The sequence below is a fragment of the Gordonia jinghuaiqii genome (assembly GCF_014041935.1).
Taxonomy (GTDB): domain Bacteria; phylum Actinomycetota; class Actinomycetes; order Mycobacteriales; family Mycobacteriaceae; genus Gordonia; species Gordonia jinghuaiqii.
The window spans coordinates 3,306,549-3,329,301 of sequence record NZ_CP059491.1; the positions used below are offsets into that span (position 1 = coordinate 3,306,549).

Sequence of the window (22,753 nt, forward strand, 5' to 3'; positions counted from 1 at the left end):
CACAGCGGGCCCGCGCGGCAGGGCCGGTTGCCCTCAGGCGGCGTCGGCGGCCGGCGGTTCGGCGACCGGCTGCTGATTCTTGAGGCTTGCGGCGTAGACGTCGACGTACTGCTGGCCGGAGAGCTGCATCAGCTCGTACATGATCTCGTCGGTGACGGCGCGCTCGATGTAGCGGTTGCCCTCCATCCCCTCGTATCGGGCGAAGTCGAGGGGTTTGCCGATCCGGACAGTCACCTTGGTGGGTCGGGGCATGATGCTTCCCGGCGGGTTGAACCTGTGGGTGTCGAACATCGCGACGGGGATGACCGGTACGCCGGTGTCCATCGCGATACGTGCGAGTCCGGTCTTTCCCTTGTAGAGCCGGCCGTCGGGCGAGCGGGTGCCCTCCGGATACATGCCCATCAGTTCGCCCTTGCCCAGCTGCCGGCGTGCCGCGGTGAACGCGCCTTCGGCGGCCTCGGCTCCGGACCGGTCGATGGGAATCTGGCCGGCGGCGGTGAAAAACCAGCGCTGCAGGCGCCCTTTGAGTCCGGTGCCGGTGAAGTACTCGCTCTTGGCGAGGAAGTAGATGCGACGGTCCACCATGAGCGGCAGGAAGAAGCTGTCCATGACGGCGAGGTGGTTGCTGGCCAGGATCGCCGGACCGTCGACCGGGATGTTCTCGTGGCCTTCGATGGTCGGCCGGCCCATCACCCGCAGGAACGGGCCGACAAATATGTACTTGAACGCCCAGTACCACATGAGATTCTCCTCGCCGCGCACTCCGACCCGATGACTTCACCGGTCGAGACCTTCCGCTGCCGCTCCGGCAACGCCGGCCATTGGACGTCCCGACGCCAAGACCTTACCCGCGTCGAACTCTACCGATCGGCCCGGCTTTCGTCAGCGATGCCCGGCGCGGCGGTCCACTGACCGCGACGCCCGTTCCCCGGCGTCAGAGCCCGGCGACCGGGCGGTCCACCGGGTTGATCGACGCCGTGGCCCGAATTGCTTGGCGCGCAACCTCGGCCGCGCCGACGACACCGGCCGTCTCGCCGAGCTGGGTGCCGCGGATGCGGGCGAGTTGACGGTGCCCGGCACCGGTGACCTGGCGGGCGTAGTGCTCGCGGGCTTCGTCGAGGAACAGGCCCGACGCCGCCCCGACACCACCGGCGAGCACGATCAGGTCGGGGTCGAAGATGTCGGCGATCATCGCGAGGCCCTGCCCGAGCGACGTCGCGAACCGGGCGAAGGCCGCCAGCGCGACGGCGTCGCCGTCGGCTGCGGCACCGGCCACACGACGTCCGGTCAGGGAGCCCGGGTCGGCGGCGACGTCGGCGGCAAGTTGGCTGCGCCCCCAGTCGCCGTCGGCGAGGAGTTCGACGACGGTGTCCACCAGCGCGGTGCCACTGCAGTACCGCTCCCAGCAGCCACGCTTGCCGCACGCACACGCCCGGCCGTCGGGGACGATCGTCAGATGACCGAGTTCCGGTGCGACACCGTAACTCCCGCGGTAGATCTCGCCGTCGATGACAAGTCCCGCGCCGATGCCGGTACCGATCGCGAGGACCACGGTGTTGTGTCCGCGGGCGGCGGCACCGAATCGCCACTCGGCGACCGCGGCCGCGTTGGCGTCGTGTTCGGCGTAGACCGGAATCCCCACGCGCCGGGTCATGTCCTCGGCGACGGGCGCCTCGCGCCACGGGAGATGCGGTGCGAATCGCACGATCTTGCGGTCGGTCGTGAGGAAGCCTGCGATCGCCAGGCCGACGGCCTTCGCATCCCACCGCGAGGTCAGTTCGCCGACGAGCCGGTCGAGGCAGTGTTCGAGAGCCTGTGCCGTGGGGGGTGTCTGGGCACGCAGGGTGTCGAGCATCGCGCCGCGGTCGTCGACCACCGATGCACGCACACTGGTGCCGCCGATGTCGATCCCGATCGTCAAGTCGCCCATCAGTTCTCCTGGTCGGGGTCGGTCACGGGCGTCCGCGAGGCCGGCCGGGGCTCCGGGTGGGCCGCGGGAGGCGTGTACCCGGCGCGCGGCGCGGCGGCGTTGATGCGGACCGGTATCGGCTCGTAGTGGCGCGGTGTCGATCCGGTGCTCGGCGCCGACCGCAGTGCCTCCGCGATCGCCTCGAGCACCGCGACGACCGCCGCGATCAGCCGGGCGATGAGGCCACCGATCTCTCTCAGCAGCGTGGTGATCTCACCCGACGCCCCGGCGAGTGCCGAATCGACCGGACCGCCCGCGGCGAACGCCGACCCGAAACCTCGCGAGTACTTGTTCCACAAGTCCTCGATGTCGTGTGAGCCCGGCCTTCCCGAGTCCGAAGTTCCCGCGCCGGCTTCCGGCTTCGGACCCGCAGCATCGGGAGACCACGCGAAAAGCACCGCCAGCTGGTCGATCTGGTCGGCCAACCCGAGCAACAGATCCCGGACGGGGTCGGCGGGCCGACCGCGATCGGACCCGTCACCGGCCTGCCGGAACGTCTCCTCGTCGGTACCCATCGCGAACTCTCCCCCTTCGGCCGCCGTCGTGCCCACAGCGTCGTGCCAGTCGTCGTGCCCAGATCGTCGTGCCCAGATCGTCGTGACCCGGTCATGCCGACCATCGCGCTCGGTCGGGCCTCAGCGCACCGTACCGCGGCGCCTGCGGCGTGCGGTCTTCGAACGTACCCCGTCGCGGCGGCACCGTTCCACCGCTGTCGACCACCTCGTCGTTGCCCACCGGTCCCCGGGCCCTGTCATCGCCCCCCGGACTGCCAGGACGTCACCGCTGAGGCCACACCGCCGGGTCGGGGACGAACCCGATGCTCAGCCGCTCACCGTCCCAGTCGGCATCGACCACCGTGCAGCGTCGCAACACCGACGGCAGTCGTACCGGATGACGGAACCCGGAGATCGTCACCAGCAGGTCGTCACCGCTGCGGCCCAGGGCCAGGGAGTCGGGGTCGGGCAGTCGCTGCGGCCAGGACAGCCGGTAGGCAGGACCACCCGGTTCGGCCCGTGCCGTGTCGGTGGTCCCGGCCGTGTCGTCGGCCGCGTCCTCGTCGACCATCGCCTCGATCCGCGCCGCAGCGGAACCGCGCGGCATCCCGTGCGGGGCAGGCAACGTCACCGCCAGCTTGCGCAGTCGAGCCATGCGATCGATGGTGTCGGCGGACCGGCCGACCAGCTCCACCGGCACCGATCCGCACGCATCGGCGGTGTCGAGCTGGGCGCGGACCAGTTCGACGAGTTCGGTGGGCGATTCCGAACCGACGCCGGCGTTCACCTGGACCGAGGCCAACGGCAGACCCATGAGGTCGGCACCCGCGAGGTATTGCTCCGACAGCCTGCGGGTGCGGTCATCGGCGGCCAGCACCAGGTGCACGGCCACCGCGTGGGGATCGGCGAACAGCTCGGCGATGTCGAGGCAGTCGCGGTCGATGGCGTCGACGGCGGCCGTCAGCTGCGCGATGACGGGCCGTTCGGCGGCCATCGCGAGTCTCCGGTGCCGCGGCCAGAACCGGTTGAGCGCCTGGCTCAGCACCGATCCGCCGCGCAGGAACTGCATCGGGTCGCCGCACCCCGAACAGTCGACGATGATCCGCTGCCACTGGCCACTCGTCGCCTCGTCGCGGATGCGGCGCAGGAGCAGGAAGTCGTCGATGCCCGGCAACGACGTCAGTTCGGCGGCATCGATCGCGGCGAGGGTGCCGACACCGGGCAGCATCGCCTTGCTGTGGCTGACCGTGTGCGCGAGGACGTCCACGAACGACGACCAGGTGCGTTCGGTCAGATCGAGCCGATCCAGGGTCAGCAGGTGGAGGGATTTCGACACCGCGACGGGTTCGCCGGGCTGTCGGTAGACCCGTGCCCAGTCGGGCACGGGGGACCAGCGGTCGACGGTGATCAGCAGGGTGTGCGGCTCGGCCCCGGCGATCGGGGTACCGGAGCGCTGTCGGGAATCCCGTGGCGTGCGCGGCCGTTGGGTCGCGCCAGCGGCGGCGACCGCGGAGACGCCGGAACCACCGGGACCGAGCACCACGTGAACAGGTGTGAGATCGATCAGCCTTCGACCCTCTTCTTCAGGTCGAGCAGCGCGGCGTCGGTGATGGCCTTCTCCGCACGGCGCTTGAGCTGTCCGATCATGGGCACCTGCAGATCCACCATCAGCTCGTAGGTCACCTTGGTCGACCCCGGCACCTGCTGGGTGAGTACATAGCGCCCGCGCTGATCCTTCTGCAGGTCACTCGAGACCAGATGCCAGGACACCTCGGTCGCGTTCGGATCCCAGTCGTAGGCAAGCACATAGGTGTCCTGCAGGACGCCCGCGTCGAGCACGAACCGTACTTCCAGGGCCCGGCCGGCGTCGTCGGTGCGCAGCACCTCGACCTCCCGCGCCGAGGTCACCCAGTCGGGGTAGTGCTCGAAATCGGCGATGACGGCGAGGATGTCGCCGGCGTCGGCACCGATGACGATGTCGCGTTCGGTGTGGTCGGCCATCAGGCCACCCCGGACCCGGCCGGGGACCCCACCGCGGGCCCACCCACACCGCGCCCGTCCTCGAGGATGCGCTTGCACTCGAACGACATCTCCTTGCCCGCCACCCGGCGCTGCTTGTTCTCTGAGGCCAACGCGTCGGCGCGGGCACGCGGGTCGTCGGGCAGGGCGCGGGTCGGTTCGGCGTGCAGGAAGTAGTGCAGGACGAAACCGTCGAGGACGGCCTCGTTCCAGATCTCCATCGTTCCCGTCACCGGGCCGCCCACCTGCCAGCGAATCCCCTGCTCCCCGCGGTCCTCGGTGACCGCCAGTCGGAGGTCGGGCCACCATCTACGCCAGCGGGCCGGGTCGCCGATCACGGCGGCGGCCAGCGGTGGTGCCGCGGCGACGAATACCTCGTCTGCCACCTGGATGCTCGTCACGCCCACTAGCTTCACATACTCGTGTCGACGCAGGGTAGTGCACCCGAAACCGACGTCGCGAACAGGCCGATCCGGCCACGGGGATACGATTTGCTCATTGTTGTCTACTGGAGGGTAACCACGATGAGCGAGTACCGCGTGCCCGCGAAGTTCTCGATCGCCGACGACGAGAACTGCACGAACATCATCTTCGACCGGGCACAGCGATCTCCGCAGCACATCGTCTTCCGGCACAAGCAGGGTGACCGGTGGGAGCCTGTCACCGCGGCCGACGCCGCCGCCCGCATCTCCGCGCTCGCCAAGGGACTGATCGCCTCGGGCGTCAACCCCGGCGACCGCGTGGCCCTGCTGTCGCGAACCCGCCTCGAATGGAACCTCTTCGACTTCGCGATCTGGTCGGCGGGCGCGATCACCGTGCCGATCTACGATTCCTCCTCGGCCGGCCAGATCGAGTGGATCATGCGCGATTCCGGCGCCGTGGCGATCATCCTCGAGGACGACGCCCATCGCGCCGCCTTCGAGTCCATCGACTCGCTCACCGCACCCGTCACCGTGTTCCAGATCGACCGCACCGACGGCCCGGGCGCCGTCGACGAACTCGGTGCCGCCGGCGCCGACGTGCACGACGACGAGGTCGCCAAACGCCGCGCCACCGTGGGGTCCGCCGATCCGGCGACCCTGATCTACACCTCGGGCACCACCGGCCGCCCCAAGGGTTGCGAACTCACCCACGCGAACATGCTCTCCGAGGTGCGCGCCGTCCTCGAAGGCGACATCCTCGACGAACTCATCAAGCGCGACGAGAAGCGCCTGCTGATGTTCCTCCCGCTGGCCCACGTGCTCGCCCGCGCGATCACGCTCGTCGCCATCGAGGCCGGCGCGGAGGTCGGGCACACCAGCGACATCGCCCATCTGGTGGACGAATTCGCGGTCTTCAAGCCGTCGCTCATCCTGTCGGTGCCCCGCGTGTTCGAGAAGGTGTACAACACCGCACGCCAGAAGGCGCACGACGGCGGCAAGGGCAAGATCTTCGACGCCGCGGCCGACACCGCCATCGCCTACTCTCAGGCCCGCGAACAGGGTCAGGTCGGCCTCCGCCTGAAGCTCAGGCACGCGCTGTTCGACGCCCTGGTCTACAAGAAGCTCAGGGACGCTCTCGGCGGGGAGTGCCAGATGGCGATCTCGGGCGGCGCACCGCTCGGCGCGCGCCTTGGCCATTTCTTCTCCGGTATCGGCGTGCCGGTGTACGAGGGCTACGGACTCACCGAGACCACGGCGGCGTTCAGCGTGAACACGCCGTCGGCCTCGAAGATCGGTACGGTCGGAAAGCCGCTGGCGGGCAACGCCGTTCGCATCGGAGACGACGGGGAGGTCCTGCTGAGCGGCGGCGTCGTGTTCGCCGAGTACTGGCAGAACCCCGAGGCCACCGCCGCCTCCGTCGTCGACGGCTGGTTCCACACCGGCGACCTCGGCACCGTCGACTCCGAGGGGTTCATCACGATCACCGGCCGCAAGAAGGAGCTGATCGTCACCGCGGGCGGCAAGAACGTCTCCCCCGCCGGCCTCGAAGACGTCATCCGCGCCAACGTCCTGATCTCGCAGGCGACGGTCGTCGGCGACGCCAAGCCGTTCGTGGCCGCGTTGATCACGATCGACCAGGAGGCCTTCCCGGCGTGGAAGGAGCGCAACAGCAAACCCGCGTCGGCATCGGTCGCCGATCTCCTCGACGACGCCGAGCTGCTCGCCGAGGTCCAGTCGGCCATCGATCTGGCCAACAAGACGGTGTCGGGTGCCGAAGGCATCAAGAAGTTCCGCATCCTGTCAGCGGACTTCACCGAGGAGACCGGCGAGATGACGCCGACCCTCAAGGTCAAGCGCAACGTGGTCGTGGAGAAGTTCGCGGGCGACATCGAGGCGATCTACGAGCGGTGACCGCCCGGCGGTACCGTCGGCTCGCCGCGCCGGTTGCCTCTACAGCAACTGGCGCAGGCGGGCCGCCATCTGACTCCACTGCCAGTTCTCGACCACGTATCGTCTTCCCGCCCGGCCCATCTCGGCTGCCGCCTCGCGATCGCCGAGGATCGAGAGGATGGCCATGGCGACCGCGTCGACATCGGTACCGTCGACGGCGGTGCCGGTGACGCCCTCCACGATGGTCTCAGGCGCTCCGCCGGACAACCCGGCGACGACCGGGACTCCCGTTGCCGATGCCTCGAGGTAGACGATGCCCAGCCCTTCGACGTCGAGCCCGCCGCCGCGCGTCCGTGCCGGCATCGCGAACACGTCGGCGACGTTGTGGTACGCCGCGAGTTCCTCGGCGGGAACCGACCCGGTGAAGATCACGCTGTCCTGCACCCCCGATTCGGCGGCGAGATCGTGCAGGGTCTCCGCGTACGGTCCGCCGCCGACGATCACCAGGGTGGCGTCGGGTACCGTGCGCCGGATCAGCGGTAGCGCACGGATCAATACATCCTGCCCCTTGCGCGGCACCAGCCGCGACAGGCACAGGATCGTCGGGCTCTCCCCCAGCTCGTGGCGTTCCCGGAACTGTCGACGCGCGGCCGGGTCGGGCCGGAAACGGTCGGTGTCGACGCCGGGCGGCAGGTACTCCAGGGACGCATGGGCACCGAATGCCGAGGCGAAACGACCTCGGGTGTAGCGGCTCACGAAGGTGATGACATCGGTGTTGCGTCCGATGTGGTTCAGGACCTGACGCGCCACCGGCAGCATCGACCAGCCCACCTCGTGCCCATGGGTGCTCGCGATCACGCGCTCCGCACCGGCCCGACGCATCGCCGGGGCCAGCACCGCCAGCGGTGCGGCCGCCCCGAACCACACGGTCGAGATGTCCTCACGGCGCACGATGTCGGCGGCGCGGCGGGCGACGAACGGTGTCGGCAGCATCAGCGTGGTCGGGTGGCGGTACACCCGATACGCGGCGGCGGCGTCGAACTCGTCATGCGAGTCGCCGCGCCACCGCGGTGCGTAGACCACGATGTCGTCGGCGGGCAACCGCTCCACCAGGTTCTGCAGGTAGGACTGGATACCACCCGGCCGCGGCGGAAAGTCATTGGTGATCAACAGGGTTCGCGACATCAACGCACCTGGCCGTCGAGCCATCCACGCCATCCGGTGAGCAGCTGCTTGCGGTCGACGCCGAGCGCACCGGAGATCGCGGCGTCCTGTCGCGCCGCCTCCGGCGACGCCGCCACGCCGACGTACAGCTTCTTCAGCCGTGCCTCACCGAACCGGTCCGCGACGTAGGCGGCCAACGACCAGGAGCTCTGATATGCCACCAGTGAAGTCTGACCGTCCATCGCGAACTCTGCGTCGGCGGGTAGGTCGATCGGGGCGGAGCCGGAGCGGACCGCCTCGGCCAGATCCGGTGCGGCGTCGGCGAGTCGGGTGTACGTGCCCTTGCGGCCCACGTACTCGGGCACGCCCTCGGTGATCCACAGCGGCGCACCGACGGCGGTGTCGACACGGGCCGCGATGTGGGTGAGTTCATGACGCAGCACGACGCCGAGCGTCGGGGCGGCGAGACCGAGGGCCGCCGGGGTGAACACGATCCGCTGCCCCACCGCCGTGCGCTGCGGATGGTCGACCCGGCTGTAGACCGATGCGGCCGCGGCCCTCCCGGTCACGGCGGGACCCGCGGGCACGAGTGCATCGAACTGCGGGTCCGTCGCGGTGGCGACCACCACGGCCCGACGATCCCAGGTGTCGCCCCAGAACGCGCTGACCGCGTCCACGGCATCCGGCAACAGGCGGCGCAGATCGACGACGGTCTTGGTGGTGTCGGGATAGGACGCGACGACCGAGGTGCCGCCCGCGGTCGCGACATCGACGGCCATCAGGCCGGGCAGCTCCCACATCTGCGTGGCCGACGGGTCTCCGCCCAGAGCTGCGGAGTCGCCGACGAGCTGCCAGTCCTCCCCATGTCGGGAGACGATGAACTCGGTACCGGCCACCACCTCGGGTTCGGCGATGCCGGGTGAGGTCGCGCCGCCGAGCGCGTAACGCAACTCCACCGGAGCCACCCACGAGTCCGAGCTGCCCCCGGCGTCGAGGACCTGCTGGAGCTCGCCGGGCACGAGCTTCTCGGCCTCCTCGGTGGGAGCGAGCTGATAGTCGAACCGCGCGAAGCGCAGCTCGGCGCCCCGACCGCTCCGACGTTCGAACTCGGCCGGCCGGAACGTGGCGGCGGCGGTGACGAACCGGTTCTTGAACTGCGGCGACGCGGCGGCGTCGAACAGGCCGCCGATCGCGGTCACGTCGCCGGCGGTGATCGCGGTGCCGAGTGAGTCGAGCAGTCGTGTCACCCCGGCCGCACGGTCCTGCTCGTAGACGTTGGTCGCGGTGCTCACCGTCGAGGTCGCCCCGGAATCCGGTCCCCGCTCGGCCGGTGAACCTGCGGTGCCGCATCCGGTGGCGGCTCCGGCGACCAGGGCGAGCGCCGCCAGGGTCGGGCACAGCCGCCCGCGCAGGAAGACCACCGGCGCGTTAGAACCGACGGGCCGAGTTGTACGGTCCGGCCTCGTCGAGCGGGACGACCTTCACCGGGACACCGAAGGTCGACGCATGGATGACGTAACCCTCACCGACGTACATGCCGACGTGATGGGCGTCCGGGTAGTAGATGATCAGGTCACCGGGTTTGAGGTCCTTGCGCTCGACCGGTTGGCCACCGGCCAGCTGCGCCTGACTCGACCGCGGCAAGGTCTTTCCGGCCCGCGCGAAGGCCCACACCATCAGTCCCGAGCAGTCGAACGACTGCGGTCCGGTGGCTCCCCATACGTACGGCGCGCCGATCTTTGTCAGCGCGGCCTGCACAGCGATGAGTGCGGGAGCGGTGCCCCGGGGGACCAGACGGGGATCGAAGTCGAAAGTGGGCCCGCGCAGTGCGGCGAGTTGCTTGCCGGTCATCGACTCGTAGATCGCACGGATCTGGATGGCCTGGAGTTGTAGGTCGGCCTGCTTGGTCTGCAGATCACCGCGGACGCGTTCGGCACGGGACACGGCCTCCGAGGCCGCCAGGGCGGTCTGGTCTGCGTCCTTCTTGGCGACGGCCGTGCGGGCCCGGACCTTCTTGATCGCCGAGAGATCCGACGCCGCCTGGCGGGAGATCATGTCCAGGCCGGACATCTGGTCGAGGAGCGCCTGGGGTGAGTCACTCACCATCACCGCGTACAGACCGCTCACGCGCGCACCCTGGTAGCTGGCCCGCACGATGGCGTCGACCCGGGACTGGTGCACCGCGAGCTGGGCACGGCTGGCGTCGAGCTTCTGCTGGGCGATCGCCGCGGCCTTCTTGGCCGACAGAACGATCCCGCGCTGCTTGTCGTATTCGATCTTCGCGTCGTGCATCGCCTCGGTGGTCTTCTCCGCGTCGATGCCCAGTTGCTTGTAGCGGTCGAGCAACTGATCGGCCGTCCGTGCGGGTACGGCGCGCGCATCGCCCACCCCGCCGGTCGCCGGGGCGATGACGGTCGCGAGTGCCGACAACACGCAGACGGCGATCATCAGCGGACCCGATCGCGTGCGCGGACCAGCTGCTCGAGTCCGCCCCTCCCCGAAAACCACGGTCTCACTCACTCCTCTGCTGGCTCGTCCCCGAGGAACTCTCGTCGGAGACTCCCCCGGCTCACGCCTCCCCGGCGTGCTCCGGCGACTCCGGACCACACTAGGTCCGACGACAGGTCCCGAGGACTGGATCGGGCGGACCGCACCTCGCGCGATCCGCCCTCTCCTACTGCTCGTGTGTTCAGTTGGTCTCAGTAGCGACAGCGGTTCAGTTGGACTCAGTAGCGGCGGATGCCGGTGAGCGTCCACTCCTTGACGGCGTCCCGCTTCACCGGGGTGCCGTAGGTGGACGAGTGGACGAACTGGCCGTTGCCGACGTAGATGCCGGCGTGACCGCCACCGTTGAAGATCATGACGTCGCCGGGCTGCGCCTCGCTGTAGGACACCGAACGACCACCGCCGAGCTGTCCGTAGCTGTCACGCGGAATGGTCTTTCCGGCCTGCTTGTAGGACCAGTAGACCAGGCCCGAGCAGTCGAATGCGTTCGGGCCGGCCGAACCGTAGGAGTACGGCGAGCCGATCTTGCTCTCCGCGGCCTTGACGGCCTTCTGTCCGGTGGTCATCTGCGGCTGCACGAAGCCACCGCCGCCGCCCGGACGGAACTGCTGGGGAATCTGCTCCGGCGCGATGCCCGGCACGGTGAACTGACCCAGGTTCGGGATCTCGACCGTGGCCGCGGGCGACTTCTTGACAGGCTTGGCCTTGGGGGAGGGCTTGACCTCCGGGCCCTTCTTCTCACCGGGCAGGGCCGGGATCTCGAAGGTGCCGAGCGGGGTGTGGACCGGGGCGGCCAGAGCCGGACCGGCAGCAGCGGCGAGCGAACCGAGCGTGATCGATCCGGCGATCACCGCCTTCTTTGCAACCGTGCTCCCACGATTGGGCTGTTCCAAACGATGTTTGGCCACGAAGCGTGTTCTCCTTCAAAAATCTTCCTCTACCGCCGACCGAGTTAGCTGTCGGGTTCGGGCCGGAAGAGTGGCCCTACACGTGTTTCGCGCACGACGTATCCACAGGACACGCATGCGTGATAACGCGATTCACCCCGATTCGGCGCAGTGTCGGCCGGGAGCGTCAATGCTGACGCGCCCGATGACCCTGCCCGAAGGTTGTGGTTCCCCGGTTCGCCACGAGGGCGATTGAGCGGTGACTTCTGCGGACCACTTCTGTTGAAGCGGGACGCTCCGCGAATGTCTCAGAAAGGTTACGAAATCGTGGGCGCCCTGTCCACTAGGCGACGGACACTCAAACCCCACGCATTTCTCAGCCTGCACGCAGGACCGTCACCGATGCCATCCGATCCATGCTCTGAGCTGCGGTTTTACCGGACCTTGCAGATCGTGCAGCACCACTGGTGACCATTGCAGCCGCGTGGAAAACATCGATTGCGAGGTCGAGCTCAGCATCGGCGCCGGCGGCCCCCGCCGTTACCGGAGCTCCACCTTCGCCGGGCACATCGTCCCAGCTCGGGCCGCCAAAAAGCACCGTCATCATGCACCCGTCACAGGCGACGGGACGGGCCGGGCAGCTGGCGCAGTCGACATACATGGTGTGATCTCCATCTCATCTCGCGGCCGGGGCCGCGTCGGCCCCGTGTCGGGCGGGTCGATCGTGAGGATTTGCCTCGTCTCTCACGTCGAGGTGGAGATTAGGTCCCCCCACCGACAAGTTCGCTCGAACAGAGTTCGCAACATCTGTCACACAAGCCACAAGCACCTCGTCGCGGTGCGTCGCGGCCGCCGTGTCGGTGCATCGAACTAATGTTCGCCAGGTGATGGACACCAGCGTCGACGGCTCCGGCGGGCAGTTGACCTTCGCCGACCTCGAGGCCGCCGACCACGCCGCGGAAGGGAACGCCTCGCCGAACGAGTTCAGCGACCGTTCGCTCTTCGACACGACCCTGGTGGTCGTCGACCTCGAGACCACCGGCTCCGACCCGGCCCGCGATCGCATCACCGAGATCGGCGCGGTCAAGATCCGCGGCGGCGAGGTGATCGGCGAGTTCGCCACCCTGGTCGACCCCGGCCGGCCGATCCCGCCCCAGATCGTCACCCTCACCGGGATCACCACGGCCATGCTCACCGACGCCCCGCGGATCGAATCGGTGCTGCCGGCGTTCTTCGAATTCGCGCGCGGTTCGATACTCGTGGCCCACAACGCACGCTTCGACATGGGTTTTCTCCGGCAGAACGCGATCCGCCTGCAGCTGCCGTGGACCTTCAGCCTGAGTCTGTGCACCGTGACCATGGCCCGGCGCATCCTGTCGCGGGAGGAGACGCCGACGGTGAAGCTGAGCGCACTCGCCGAGCTCTTCGATGTCTCCGTCCGGCCCACCCACCGCGCCCTCGACGACGCACGCGCCACCGTGGAGGTCTTCCACCGGCTGCTCGAACGCGTCGGCAACCAGGGCATCGCCACCGTCGGCGAGCTGACGTCGTACTTGCCGCGCACCAACCCGCGGCTGCGCGCCAAGCGCCACCTCGCCGACCACGTTCCCGCCCGCCCCGGGGTCTATCTCTTCCGCGGTCCGTCGAACGAGGTCCTCTACGTGGGTACCGCCGTCGACCTCCGTCGCCGGGTGCGCTCCTACTTCACCGGAGGCGATCCCCGCCGCCGCATCGCCGAGATGGTGCTGCTCGCCGAGCGCGTCGACGTCGTCGAGTGTTCCCACGCGCTCGAGGCGGCGGTGCGTGAACTACGACTCCTCGGCGCCCACGCCCCGGCCTACAACCGGCGGTCCACCCAGCCGAATAAGGGCTGGTGGGTGACCCTGACCGAGGAGCGCTTCCCTCGCCTCAAGGTCAGCCGCACCCCCACCGACGAGTCGATCGGACCGGTCGGGAACCGCAACAACGCCGCCACCGTCGCCGACGTCATCGCCGCGGCCGCCGGTCTGCGGACGTGCACAAAACGGTTGGGCGCCAACGGTTACCACTGGTGCCCGACGGTCGAGGGCGCGCGCCTGCCCGGCGCGTGCCATGCCGCAGCCACCCAGGCGCAGACGGTCCCGGACTACCTACCGCGGGTCACCGCGGCGCGGCGCCTCATGCGCGGCGACACCGACGAACTGCTCGACGACCTCACCGCACGCCTGGCCGAGTTGTCCGAGGCGCACATGTTCGAGACCGCGGCCCGCCACCGTGACCGCCTCGCCCTGACCATCGACGCACTGGCGCGGTGTCAGCGCCTGGCCGCGCTCTGCTCGATCGCCGAGATCGTGGTCGCCCGGTCCGACGGTGAACGCGGCTGGCACTTCGCGGTGATCCGGCACGGACGCCTCGCGGCGGCGGGCCGCGCCCGGCGCGGCGTGTCCCCGATGCCCGTCGTCGACGCCCTGATCGCCTCCGCCGAGACCGTGATCCCCCAGCCGGGGCCGCTGCGCGGCGCGCCGGCGGAGGAGGTCGGCCTGATCTATCGGTGGATGACCGAGCCGGGAGCGCGGATCGTCGCCACGAGCGATCCGGTCGCGCTGCCCGTCGGATGTGCCGAACGCAGGCTCGGCTGGTCCAGGTCGGCGCACGACGCGCGTGCAGACGGACACCGGGCACATCGGACGAGTCAGCACGCGGCGGCCACTAGGCTGGCGCCATGATCACTGCCATCGTCCTCATCCAGGCCGACATCCACCGGATCCCGGAGACCGCTCAGGCCGTCGCCGACATCCCCGGGGTCGAAGAGGTGTACTCCTGCGCGGGCGACGTCGACCTCATCGCGAAGATCAGGGTGCGCGACCACGAACAGATCGCCACCGTCGTCACGGGCCAGATCAACCGGCTGCCGGGTGTACTCAAGAGCGCCACGCACATCGCGTTCCGCAGCTACTCCAGCTCCGACGTCGAAGGCGGCTTCTCGATCGGCGAGAACTGACCGGGAGCCGCCGTCCGACGCACCGCCCGGCATCACCGCCGGGCGTACCGGCGGTCAGTGAGACGAGGCCAGTCGGGTGCTGAGCGCTGCCCACCGATCCAACAACGTTGCCGCAGCACCGGTGTCGATGGCATCCGCGGCGCGCTCCTTGGCCACCCGCAGCGCCTCGGTGAGCTCCGTGGAGCTCATCGGTGCCTGCTGCTCGAACGCCACGATCGCACCCGCCGAGTTCAACAGGACCGCGTCGCGCACAGGTCCGGTCGTCCCGGCGAACAGATCGCGGGCGATGGCCGCGTTGGCCACCGCATCGCCGCCCTGAAGGGCCGAGAGCTGCACCCGGGCGATCCCCAGGTCGGTCGGGTCGACGCTGAGCTCGTTCACCTGCCCGCCGACGATCTGCCACACCGTGGACGTCGTGGTGGTCGTCAGTTCGTCGAGCCCGTCGTCGCCTCGCACGACCAGCGCCGAACCGCCCCGTTCGGCGAAGGCGCGTGCCAGCACGGGCGCGAGGTCGGCGAAGGCGCATCCGATCAGCCCTCGCGAGGGCCTCGCCGGGTTGGTCAGCGGCCCCAGCACGTTGAACACCGTCGGGATACCGATCTCCTTGCGCGGCGGTCCGGTGAAACGGAACGCCGGGTGGAAGACCGGCGCGAAGCAGAACCCGATCCCGAGCTCTTCGACACACCGCGCCACCGAGGCCGCGTCGAGGGTGATGTCCACCCCGAGCGCCTCCAGCACATCGGCACCACCGCTCTTCGACGACGCCGCCCGGTTCCCGTGCTTGACCACCGCCACGCCTGCGGCCGCGATCACGATCGCGGTCATCGTCGAGATGTTGACGGTGTGTGACCGGTCGCCGCCGGTACCGACCACGTCGACGGCCGGCCGGCTCACGTCGACCAGGGTGGCGTGGTCGAGCATCGCCCGCGACAGACCGAGGAGCTCGGCAGGCGCCGCGCCCTTCATCTTGACCCCGACGCCGAAGGCGGCGATCTGCGCTCCGGTGGCGCTGTCGGTCATGATCTCGTTCATCGCCCACGCGGCCTCGTCGACACTGAGGTCGAGGCGATCGATGATCTTGCCGAGGATCTGCGGCCAGCTGAAGTCGGATTGTCCGGTGCTCACACGCAGAGAGCCTAGTGCCTGCTCAACCACGCGGACGCTGAAGGACGGCCCAGCTGCGCGCGACGCCGTCGTGACGGGATCCCAGGCTGGCCATCCGTGACCGTTCCTGGGACAGATGCATGGCGTCGAGCCGCTGGACACGCGCCACGACCACCACCGCGTACCCGGCCGCGGAGGCCTCCGGCGCCGGCCCCCACCGCTCGTCGGAAATCACCTCGTAACCGTCGAGGGCGGCCACCGCCACAGCATCGTCCAGACGGCCGTGCGGGAGCTCGAGGTCATGCCGCAGGATGACCTCCTCCTCCGACCGCCACGACGAGGCGTCGAGCGCCGCCGAACTCGCCACTGCGTCGTCGTCGGAGCCCGCGACCGTCACGACGGCGTCGGTCAGCGACAGCGGACCCGCTTGCAGGTCGCCCCGAAGACGTGACCGAAGGCGGGCCAGGCGCCCCTGCGCGACGACGCGTCCGTTGAGATCCCGGGAACCCGATGAGGACGAACTGGACATGAACACACCGTAGCCATCACAGCGCCGCAGACGAACCTCCGCGGACACGCCGGAGCGGCTCCGATTGGTGCCCCGACCTGGGGCGGGAGAATTACTTCACCCCAATTTCCGACCCGGGTGGCCACCGCTTACTACGAACCGTCATACTTCACTTGTGACAAGCGCTGTAGGTACCTCAGGAACAGCCATAACCTCGCGCGTGCACTCGCTGAACCGGCCCAACATGGTCAGCGTCGGCACGATTGTGTGGCTGTCCAGTGAGCTCATGTTCTTCGCTGGCCTCTTCGCGATGTATTTCGTCGCCCGTGCCAACTCCGCGGTGGGATGGCCGCCGCCACCGACCGAGTTGAATCTCGCCCTCGCCATACCGGTGACGACGATCCTGATTCTCTCGTCGGTGACCTGCCAGATGGGCGTCTTCGCCGCCGAACGCGGCGACGTCTTCGGCCTTCGCCGCTGGTACGTGATCACCCTGATCATGGGCACGATCTTCGTCCTCGGGCAGGGCTACGAGTACACCGTGCTCGTCGGACACGGCACGACGCTGTCGTCGAGCGCCTATGGATCGGTCTTCTACATAACGACCGGTTTCCACGGCCTCCACGTCATCGGCGGCCTGATCGCCTTCGTCTACCTCCTCATCCGAACCAAACTCTCGAAGTTCACCCCGGCGCAGGCAACCGCCGCAATCGTTGTCTCCTACTACTGGCATTTCGTCGACATCGTCTGGATCGGACTGTTCGTCACGATCTACTTCATCCGATGAAGCCGGCTCCCCGCGGTCCCCGCGGGGAGCCACCAGAGCGAAGCTCGATTCGGCAGTACAGAGCGAAGCTCGATCCACAACCACAGAGCACAGCTCGCTCTAGAACAACAGTCCGTCCCGCTTAGTAGAGAGTCACAGATGAGTTCATCTCCACCGCGTCCGTCGGATAGCGGCACCGAGGTCGGACCCGATGCATCGGCCCGACACTCCTCTGCACGTGACGCCGGCCGCCGCGCCAAGGCACGACGCAAGCTTCGCCGACGCGCCGGTGGCACCATCGTGTTGCTGGCCGGTCTGGTCATGGCCGGTGTGCTCGCCTCGGTTCTGACCCCCGAACCCCAGGTCGCGGTTGCCGACGAGAGCAACGCCGCGATGATCAACGACGGTCGCAAGCTCTACGAGACCTCGTGCATCACGTGCCACGGCGCCAACCTGCAGGGTGTGACCGACCGCGGTCCGGCCCTGCTCGGCGTCGGCGACGCCGCCGTGTACTTCCAGGTCTCGACCGGTCGTATGCCGGCCGCACGTGGCGAGGCACAGGCCCAGCGCAAGCCCGCGAAGTTCACCACCGAGCAGATCGATCAGCTCGGCGCATTCATCCAGGCAGAAGGCGGCGGTCCCAAGACCCCGCGTGACGCCGACGGCAACGTCTCCGAAGGCTCCTTGCGCGGTGACAGCATCGGACGCGGCAGTGAACTGTTCCGCCTGAACTGCGCGTCGTGCCACAACTTCACCGGTCGTGGTGGCGCCTTGTCCTCGGGCAAGTACGCACCGAACCTCGACGGTGTCAGCGAGTCACAGATCTACACCGCGATGCTGACCGGTCCGCAGAACATGCCCAAGTTCTCCAACCGGCAGCTCGATTCGGCAGAGAAGAAGGACATCATCGCCTACGTCAAGTACGCGACCGAGGCCAAGCCAAGCGGCGGACTCGGACTGGGCGGCTTCGGGCCGGTCAGTGAGGGAATGGTGATGTGGTTCGTCGGCGTCATCGCCATCGTCGCAGGCGCCATGTGGATGGGATCTCGAGCATGAGCGGCAGTGAGAAGAGCGGGGACGTCCCGTCGCGGGACGAACTCGACCAGATGAGCACCGATGAGCTCGTCAAACTCGGCACCAATCTCGACGGCGTCGAGATCATCCACCGCTCGGAGCGGTACGCCGAGCCGGGCACGAAGGCCGAGAAGCGCGCGGAGCGACAGGTGGCCGTCTGGTTCACCATCGCCGGCGTCGCCGCACTCGCCTGCCTGGGCATCTTCCTGTTCAACCACTGGGAGTTCGCACTTCCCGACGACCCGAACTACTGGTGGTACACCTTCAACACGCCGTTGCTGGGTGCCACGTTCGGACTCTCGGTGTTCGCGATCGGCGTCGCGCTGATCCTGATCACCAAGAAGTTCATCCCGGCCGAGATCTCGGTCCAGGACCGCCACGACGGCGGTTCGTCGGAGGTCGACAAGAAGACGATCGTCGGTCTCCTGCAGGACACCGGCAAGACCTCGACCCTGGGTCGTCGCAAGATGATCATCGGTTCGGCAGGATTCGGTCTGGGCGCCTTCGCCGTGACCGGCCTGGTCGCCTTCCTCGGCGGATTCATCAAGAACCCGTGGGCCGAGGGACCGAACTCACCGCTGTGGCACTCGGGCTGGTCGCCGATCTACAACCCCAAGAGCGACCCGAACGAGACCATCTACCTGCGTCGCGACACCGGCAACCCGTTCCAGGTCGCCCTGGTCCGGCCGGAGGATCTCGACGCCGGCGGCATGGAGACCGTCTTCCCGTGGCGTCGTTCGGACGGCTTCGGTGAGTCCGAGCACTCCCGCCATCTGCTGGAGAAGGGCCTCCACGAGGTCCGTAACCCCGTCATGCTCATCCGTCTGCGTCCCGAGGACGCGGCCCGCGCCATCAAGCGCACCGGGCAGGAGAGCTTCAACTACGGTGACTACTTCGCCTACACCAAGGTCTGCAGCCACCTCGGATGCCCCGCATCGCTGTACGAGCAGCGGAGCAACCGGATCCTGTGTCCCTGCCACCAGTCGCAGTTCGACGCCCTCGAGTACGCCAAGCCCATCTTCGGACCGGCCGCCCGTGCTCTGGCACAGCTGCCGATCACGGTGAACAGCGAGGGCTACCTCGTTGCCGCAGGCGACTTCATCGAGCCCGTCGGACCGGCATTCTGGGAGCGTAAGTCATGAGCATCGCCGACCGTCTCGGCACACAGGCCGAGGAAATGGACTCGCGGTATCACCTCGCCGCGGGTATGCGCCGCCAGATCAACAAGGTGTTCCCCACCCACTGGTCGTTCATGCTGGGTGAGATCGCGCTCTACAGCTTCATCATCCTGCTGATCTCGGGTGTCTACCTGTCGCTGTTCTTCGATCCGTCGATGGCCCGCGTGGTCTACGACGGCGCGTATCAGCCGCTCAACGGCGTCATGATGACCAAGGCGTACGAGACCACGCTGGACCTCTCGTTCGAGGTCCGCGGCGGTCTGTTCGTCCGCCAGATCCACCACTGGGCTGCGCTGCTGTTCGCCGCGTCGATCATCATCCACATGGCACGCATCTTCTTCACCGGTGCGTTCCGACGTCCGCGTGAGGCCAACTGGATCATCGGTTGCCTCCTGCTGATCCTGGCGATGTTCGAGGGCTTCTTCGGCTACTCGCTCCCCGACGACCTGCTCTCGGGTACCGGCGTCCGCGCCGCGATGAGTGGCATCGTCCTCGGTATCCCCGTGGTGGGCACCTGGATTCACTGGGCGCTGTTCGGCGGGGACTTCCCCGGCGAGATCATCATCCCGCGTCTGTACGTGCTCCACATCCTGCTGTTCCCGGGCATCATCCTGGCGCTGATCGGCGCGCACCTCGCGCTCGTCTGGTACCAGAAGCACACCCAGTTCCCCGGCCCCGGCCGCACCGAGAAGAACGTCGTCGGCGTCCGCATCATGCCGGTGTTCGCGGCCAAGGGTGGCGCGATGTTCGCCTTCGTGACCGGAGTCCTGGCCATCATGGCCGGCGTCTTCCAGATCAACCCGGTTTGGAACATCGGCCCGTACAACCCGGCGCAGGTGTCCGCGGGTTCCCAGCCCGACATCTACATGATGTGGACAGACGGACTGATACGTCTGTTCCCGGCGTGGGAGCTCTACCTGGGCAACTACACGGTGGTGATGTCCAACTGGGTCGTGCTGATCATGACCATCATGTTCGCGGTCATGTTCGCCTACCCGTGGATCGAGAAGCGACTCACCGGCGATGACGCTCATCACAACCTGCTGCAGCGTCCGCGCGACACCCCGGTGCGCACGGCGATCGGTGCGATGGCGTTCTCGTTCTACATCCTGCTCACGCTGGCCTGCATGAACGACATCATCGCGTTCAAGTTCCACGTTTCACTGAACGCGACGACGTGGATCGGCCGTATCGGACTGATCATCCTGCCGCCGCTGGTGTACTTCATCGCCTACCGTTGGGCACTCTCGCTGCAGCGCAGCGACCGTGAGGTCCTGGCACACGGCATCGAGACCGGCATCATCAAGCGGCTGCCGCAGGGTGAGTACATCGAGGTGCACCAGCCCCTCGGCCCGGTCGACGATCACGGTCACCCGATCCCGCTCCCCTACGAGGGTGTCGCACTACCGAAGCGGATGAACAAGCTCGGTTCTGCGGGCGCCCCGGGTACGGGTTCGATCCTGACCGCCGATCCGCCGGAGCAGCAGCTGCGTCACGTGGAGTTCGAGCACGAGCTCGAGGCCGCGGAGCGCAAGGCCCTGCGCGACCTGCAGGCCAAGGGCGGCAACCCCTTCGGCGAGTAACACACTCGCGAGGTTCCACGTACGACCCACAGCGGGCCGTCGAGCACCACTCCGGTGCACGACGGCCCGCTGTCTCGTTCCCCGATCCATGTCGAGCGTCTCGGCATCTCCCCTCCCCCACCGCCACGCATCCGATGTGGCACGGTGGACACCATGCGCCGGTTACGTTCCAGAAGTTCCGGTCTGTCCCAGATCACCCGCGGGATGGGCACTCTCGATGCCGAGATCTACGACACGATCGCCCGCTCGCCGAGCCCGCTGCTCGATGCGACGATGCCGCCGCTGTCCCGGGCCGCTGATCATTCGAAGCTGTGGATGGCCATCGCCGCGGGACTCGCCGTGTCCGGACATCCGTCGCTGCAGCGAGGCGCTGCCCGGGGTCTCGCCGCGCTCGCGGTCACCAGCGTGGTGACCAACCAGGGCGCCAAGCGGATTCGACGCCGGCCCCGCCCCTCCTCCGGCCTCATCCCGCTGCCCCGGCAGGGGCACCGCAGCCCGACGTCGAACTCGCTGCCGTCCGGACATTCGGCGAGTGCGGCCGCCTTCGCGGTGGGTGTCGGGGTCGAGAGCGCACCCGCCGGCCTCGTGTTGTCCGCGCTCGCAGGTCTGGTCGGACTCTCCCGAGTCGCCACCGGCGCACACTATCCCGGTGACGTGGTCGCCGGCCTCGGCATCGGTGCCGCGGTCGCGACAATCGGGGCCCGCGTCATACCGCCGATCGCCCAGCCCTCACTGTCGCTGGCCGCACCCAGCATCGTCGACGCCCCGGCACGTCCGAACGGCGCGGGTCTGGTCATCGTGGTGAATCCGGCGGCGGGTGACGGCCACGGGCGCCGCGTCGTCGCCGCCATCCGGCACGCGCTGCCCGACGCGGAGATCGTGGAACTCGACGAACACTCCGACATGGCAGCCGAATTCGCCGAGAGCGCCTCACGGGCGGACATCCTCGGTGTCGCCGGCGGTGACGGCACCGTCGCGTGTGCGGCGGCCGCGGCGGTCGCCGCCGACGTCCCGCTGGCTGTTTTCCCGGCAGGCACGTTCAACCACTTCGCCCGCGACATCGGGTGCGGCACGGTCGAACACACCCTCGAGTCGATCCGCACAGGTTCGGCGTCCCGGGTCGACGCGGTGTGGCTCAACGATTCTCGCCTCATCCTGAACACTGCCAGCATCGGTGCCCACCCACATTTCGTCCGGATCCGGAGGCGGCTGCAGAGCCGCATCAGCCGTCCGCTGGCCACTGCGGCAGCGGTGTTCCAGGTGCTCCGCAAAGACCCGCACGTCCGTGTCGACATCGGCGACAGGGTCATCGACGCGTCACTGTTCCTGGTCGGCAACTCGATCTACCAGCCGACCGGCTTCCTGCCCGCTCGCCGGGTCCGGCTCGACGACGGACTCCTCGACGTCCGCATCCTGGAGACGAACCACCGCTGGGCCACGCTGCGGCTCCTCGGGTCGCTGGCCGCCGGCCGGCTCGAGCGCTCGAAGCTCTATCACGAGATGCAGGTGCCCGAGTTCCGTTTCACGCCGGTCGACGGCCCGGTCGCGGTGTCCCACGACGGCGAGGTCGAGGAGTCCTACACCAGCGCCGAGTTCCGGGTCGACTACCGCGTACTGAAGGTCTACCGGCCGCTCCGTCCCGCACGGCGCTGACACGTACGGGACGACCTCGGCACGGGATCACCACAGCACGGGATCACCACAGGCCTCATCACGACGAGAAGCGCCCCACCGGACATCCGGTGGGGCGCTTGTCGTTGCTGTTGGAGATGCTGCGTGCGACCGTGGAGGTCAGTGCTTCTCGGGTCCGACGTGGTACTCGAAGACGAGCCCTGCGGCCGCGCCCATGATCGCCACGGCGGCGAAGATCGCCAGCCAGAAGTTGCCCGTCGCGAAGCCGACCGCGAAGGTCGATGCGCCGAGTGCGATCAGGATGGGCCACCACGAATGGGGGCTGAAGAAGCCCAGTTCGCCTGCGCCGTCCTCGATCTCGGCATCTTCGTAGTCTTCCGGACGGATCTCGACGCGTCGTGCGACGAACCGGAAGAACGTACCCACGATCAGCGTCAGTCCGGCTGCGAAGAACAGCCCGACCGCGCCGACCCACTCCAGGCCCTTGCTGGTGAAGGCAGTGAACAGGGTGTAAGCGACGCCCGTCAGAAAGAAGAAGGCGGTCAGCATCTCGAAGAGGCGTGCCTCGATCTTCATCG

General features: G+C 68.3%; 21 protein-coding genes and 1 riboswitch. Of the genes, 8 read left to right on the forward strand and 13 right to left on the reverse strand.

Annotated elements, in window-relative coordinates; genetic code table 11:
* Positions 1 to 33: 33 nt before the first annotated feature.
* The 6 genes from H1R19_RS14675 to H1R19_RS14700 form a co-directional block, all read right to left on the reverse strand.
* Positions 34 to 741 (reverse strand): lysophospholipid acyltransferase family protein, encoded by a 708-nt coding sequence (locus H1R19_RS14675; protein WP_219849410.1) that lies wholly within the window; start codon positions 739 to 741, stop codon positions 34 to 36.
* 193 nt (positions 742 to 934) lie between these two features.
* Positions 935 to 1,930 carry an ROK family protein gene (locus H1R19_RS14680; RefSeq protein ID WP_219849411.1) on the reverse strand — a complete coding sequence of 332 codons (996 nt, stop codon included), beginning with the start codon at positions 1,928 to 1,930 and terminating at the stop codon, positions 935 to 937.
* A complete protein-coding gene (locus H1R19_RS14685) occupies positions 1,930 to 2,484 on the reverse strand; it encodes a hypothetical protein (RefSeq protein ID WP_219849412.1) in 555 nt (184 codons plus the stop codon). Before H1R19_RS14685 ends, H1R19_RS14680 begins: the two co-directional genes overlap by 1 nt.
* 262 nt (positions 2,485 to 2,746) lie before the next feature.
* Positions 2,747 to 4,006, reverse strand: coding sequence for an ArsA family ATPase (locus H1R19_RS14690; RefSeq protein ID WP_219849413.1), 1,260 nt, complete (start codon positions 4,004 to 4,006; stop codon positions 2,747 to 2,749).
* A 20-nt stretch (positions 4,007 to 4,026) separates the two neighbouring features.
* Entirely contained in the window at positions 4,027 to 4,464 is a 438-nt protein-coding gene (locus H1R19_RS14695; RefSeq protein WP_188327816.1) for an SRPBCC family protein, read from the reverse strand.
* On the reverse strand, positions 4,464 to 4,898 hold the full coding sequence (locus tag H1R19_RS14700) for a hypothetical protein (protein WP_188327815.1): 435 nt from the start codon (positions 4,896 to 4,898) through the stop codon (positions 4,464 to 4,466). Before H1R19_RS14700 ends, H1R19_RS14695 begins: the two co-directional genes overlap by 1 nt.
* 108 nt (positions 4,899 to 5,006) lie before the next feature.
* On the opposite strand from H1R19_RS14700, the gene H1R19_RS14705 reads away from it, so the two are divergent.
* On the forward strand, positions 5,007 to 6,815 hold the full coding sequence (locus H1R19_RS14705) for an AMP-dependent synthetase/ligase (RefSeq protein ID WP_188327814.1): 1,809 nt from the start codon (positions 5,007 to 5,009) through the stop codon (positions 6,813 to 6,815).
* Between the two features lie 39 nt (positions 6,816 to 6,854).
* Here H1R19_RS14705 and H1R19_RS14710 read toward each other — a convergent pair whose 3' ends face one another.
* The 4 genes from H1R19_RS14710 to H1R19_RS14725 form a co-directional block, all read right to left on the reverse strand.
* Positions 6,855 to 7,979 (reverse strand): glycosyltransferase family 4 protein, encoded by a 1,125-nt coding sequence (locus H1R19_RS14710; protein WP_188327813.1) that lies wholly within the window; start codon positions 7,977 to 7,979, stop codon positions 6,855 to 6,857.
* Positions 7,979 to 9,379 carry a hypothetical protein gene (locus H1R19_RS14715; protein WP_219849414.1) on the reverse strand — a complete coding sequence of 467 codons (1,401 nt, stop codon included), beginning with the start codon at positions 9,377 to 9,379 and terminating at the stop codon, positions 7,979 to 7,981. Before H1R19_RS14715 ends, H1R19_RS14710 begins: the two co-directional genes overlap by 1 nt.
* Before the next feature lie 7 nt (positions 9,380 to 9,386).
* A complete protein-coding gene (locus H1R19_RS14720; protein WP_219849415.1) occupies positions 9,387 to 10,406 on the reverse strand; it encodes an NlpC/P60 family protein in 1,020 nt (339 codons plus the stop codon).
* Positions 10,407 to 10,684: 278 nt separating this feature from the next.
* Positions 10,685 to 11,371: a C40 family peptidase gene (locus H1R19_RS14725; protein ID WP_188327810.1), complete on the reverse strand. Its 687-nt coding sequence runs from the start codon at positions 11,369 to 11,371 to the stop codon at positions 10,685 to 10,687.
* Between the two features lie 18 nt (positions 11,372 to 11,389).
* A riboswitch (cyclic di-AMP (ydaO/yuaA leader) is annotated at positions 11,390 to 11,619 on the reverse strand.
* Positions 11,620 to 12,237: 618 nt separating this feature from the next.
* Here H1R19_RS14725 and H1R19_RS14730 point away from each other — a divergent pair.
* Positions 12,238 to 14,055, forward strand: a complete 1,818-nt coding sequence (locus tag H1R19_RS14730; protein ID WP_188327809.1) for a DEDD exonuclease domain-containing protein — start codon at positions 12,238 to 12,240, stop codon at positions 14,053 to 14,055.
* Positions 14,052 to 14,330 carry an Lrp/AsnC family transcriptional regulator gene (locus tag H1R19_RS14735; protein WP_058253073.1) on the forward strand — a complete coding sequence of 93 codons (279 nt, stop codon included), beginning with the start codon at positions 14,052 to 14,054 and terminating at the stop codon, positions 14,328 to 14,330. The genes H1R19_RS14730 and H1R19_RS14735 overlap by 4 nt, the downstream gene beginning before the upstream one ends.
* A 54-nt stretch (positions 14,331 to 14,384) precedes the next feature.
* Here H1R19_RS14735 and trpD read toward each other — a convergent pair whose 3' ends face one another.
* Both trpD and H1R19_RS14745 read right to left on the reverse strand, forming a co-directional pair.
* Positions 14,385 to 15,455, reverse strand: a complete 1,071-nt coding sequence (gene trpD, locus H1R19_RS14740) for an anthranilate phosphoribosyltransferase (RefSeq protein ID WP_219849416.1) — start codon at positions 15,453 to 15,455, stop codon at positions 14,385 to 14,387.
* Positions 15,456 to 15,477: 22 nt separating this feature from the next.
* Positions 15,478 to 15,963, reverse strand: coding sequence for a hypothetical protein (locus H1R19_RS14745; RefSeq protein ID WP_219849417.1), 486 nt, complete (start codon positions 15,961 to 15,963; stop codon positions 15,478 to 15,480).
* Positions 15,964 to 16,117: 154 nt separating this feature from the next.
* Here H1R19_RS14745 and ctaE point away from each other — a divergent pair, with 154 nt between their 5' ends.
* The 5 genes from ctaE to H1R19_RS14770 all read left to right on the forward strand — a co-directional run bounded on the left by ctaE (position 16,118) and on the right by H1R19_RS14770 (position 22,196).
* Positions 16,118 to 16,729, forward strand: a complete 612-nt coding sequence (gene ctaE / locus H1R19_RS14750) for an aa3-type cytochrome oxidase subunit III (RefSeq protein WP_188327806.1) — start codon at positions 16,118 to 16,120, stop codon at positions 16,727 to 16,729.
* 138 nt (positions 16,730 to 16,867) lie between these two features.
* Positions 16,868 to 17,764, forward strand: a complete 897-nt coding sequence (gene qcrC / locus H1R19_RS14755; RefSeq protein WP_188327805.1) for a cytochrome bc1 complex diheme cytochrome c subunit — start codon at positions 16,868 to 16,870, stop codon at positions 17,762 to 17,764.
* Positions 17,761 to 18,924: a cytochrome bc1 complex Rieske iron-sulfur subunit gene (gene qcrA, locus H1R19_RS14760; RefSeq protein ID WP_188327804.1), complete on the forward strand. Its 1,164-nt coding sequence runs from the start codon at positions 17,761 to 17,763 to the stop codon at positions 18,922 to 18,924. Before qcrC ends, qcrA begins: the two co-directional genes overlap by 4 nt.
* Positions 18,921 to 20,543 carry a cytochrome bc1 complex cytochrome b subunit gene (gene qcrB, locus H1R19_RS14765; RefSeq protein ID WP_188327803.1) on the forward strand — a complete coding sequence of 541 codons (1,623 nt, stop codon included), beginning with the start codon at positions 18,921 to 18,923 and terminating at the stop codon, positions 20,541 to 20,543. The genes qcrA and qcrB overlap by 4 nt, the downstream gene beginning before the upstream one ends.
* Before the next feature lie 153 nt (positions 20,544 to 20,696).
* Positions 20,697 to 22,196 carry a bifunctional phosphatase PAP2/diacylglycerol kinase family protein gene (locus H1R19_RS14770; RefSeq protein WP_372631539.1) on the forward strand — a complete coding sequence of 500 codons (1,500 nt, stop codon included), beginning with the start codon at positions 20,697 to 20,699 and terminating at the stop codon, positions 22,194 to 22,196.
* A gap of 138 nt (positions 22,197 to 22,334) precedes the next feature.
* On the opposite strand, the gene H1R19_RS14775 is transcribed toward H1R19_RS14770, so the two are convergent.
* Positions 22,335 to 22,751 (reverse strand): cytochrome c oxidase subunit 4, encoded by a 417-nt coding sequence (locus H1R19_RS14775; protein WP_219849418.1) that lies wholly within the window; start codon positions 22,749 to 22,751, stop codon positions 22,335 to 22,337.
* Between the last annotated feature and the right edge of the window lie 2 nt (positions 22,752 to 22,753).

Coding starts and splice junctions, on each gene's coding strand:
- H1R19_RS14675 (WP_219849410.1), bottom strand. CDS start 741: ATGTGGTACTGGGCGTTCAAGTACATATTTGTCGGCCCGTTCCTGCGG.
- H1R19_RS14680 (WP_219849411.1), bottom strand. CDS start 1,930: ATGGGCGACTTGACGATCGGGATCGACATCGGCGGCACCAGTGTGCGT.
- H1R19_RS14685 (WP_219849412.1), bottom strand. CDS start 2,484: ATGGGTACCGACGAGGAGACGTTCCGGCAGGCCGGTGACGGGTCCGAT.
- H1R19_RS14710 (WP_188327813.1), bottom strand. CDS start 7,979: ATGTCGCGAACCCTGTTGATCACCAATGACTTTCCGCCGCGGCCGGGT.
- H1R19_RS14770 (WP_372631539.1), top strand. CDS start 20,697: ATGCGCCGGTTACGTTCCAGAAGTTCCGGTCTGTCCCAGATCACCCGC.
- H1R19_RS14745 (WP_219849417.1), bottom strand. CDS start 15,963: ATGTCCAGTTCGTCCTCATCGGGTTCCCGGGATCTCAACGGACGCGTC.
- H1R19_RS14730 (WP_188327809.1), top strand. CDS start 12,238: ATGGACACCAGCGTCGACGGCTCCGGCGGGCAGTTGACCTTCGCCGAC.
- H1R19_RS14775 (WP_219849418.1), bottom strand. CDS start 22,751: ATGAAGATCGAGGCACGCCTCTTCGAGATGCTGACCGCCTTCTTCTTT.
- qcrA (WP_188327804.1), top strand. CDS start 17,761: ATGAGCGGCAGTGAGAAGAGCGGGGACGTCCCGTCGCGGGACGAACTC.
- H1R19_RS14695 (WP_188327816.1), bottom strand. CDS start 4,464: ATGGCCGACCACACCGAACGCGACATCGTCATCGGTGCCGACGCCGGC.
- H1R19_RS14720 (WP_219849415.1), bottom strand. CDS start 10,406: ATGATCGCCGTCTGCGTGTTGTCGGCACTCGCGACCGTCATCGCCCCG.
- H1R19_RS14705 (WP_188327814.1), top strand. CDS start 5,007: ATGAGCGAGTACCGCGTGCCCGCGAAGTTCTCGATCGCCGACGACGAG.
- qcrB (WP_188327803.1), top strand. CDS start 18,921: ATGAGCATCGCCGACCGTCTCGGCACACAGGCCGAGGAAATGGACTCG.
- qcrC (WP_188327805.1), top strand. CDS start 16,868: ATGAGTTCATCTCCACCGCGTCCGTCGGATAGCGGCACCGAGGTCGGA.
- H1R19_RS14735 (WP_058253073.1), top strand. CDS start 14,052: ATGATCACTGCCATCGTCCTCATCCAGGCCGACATCCACCGGATCCCG.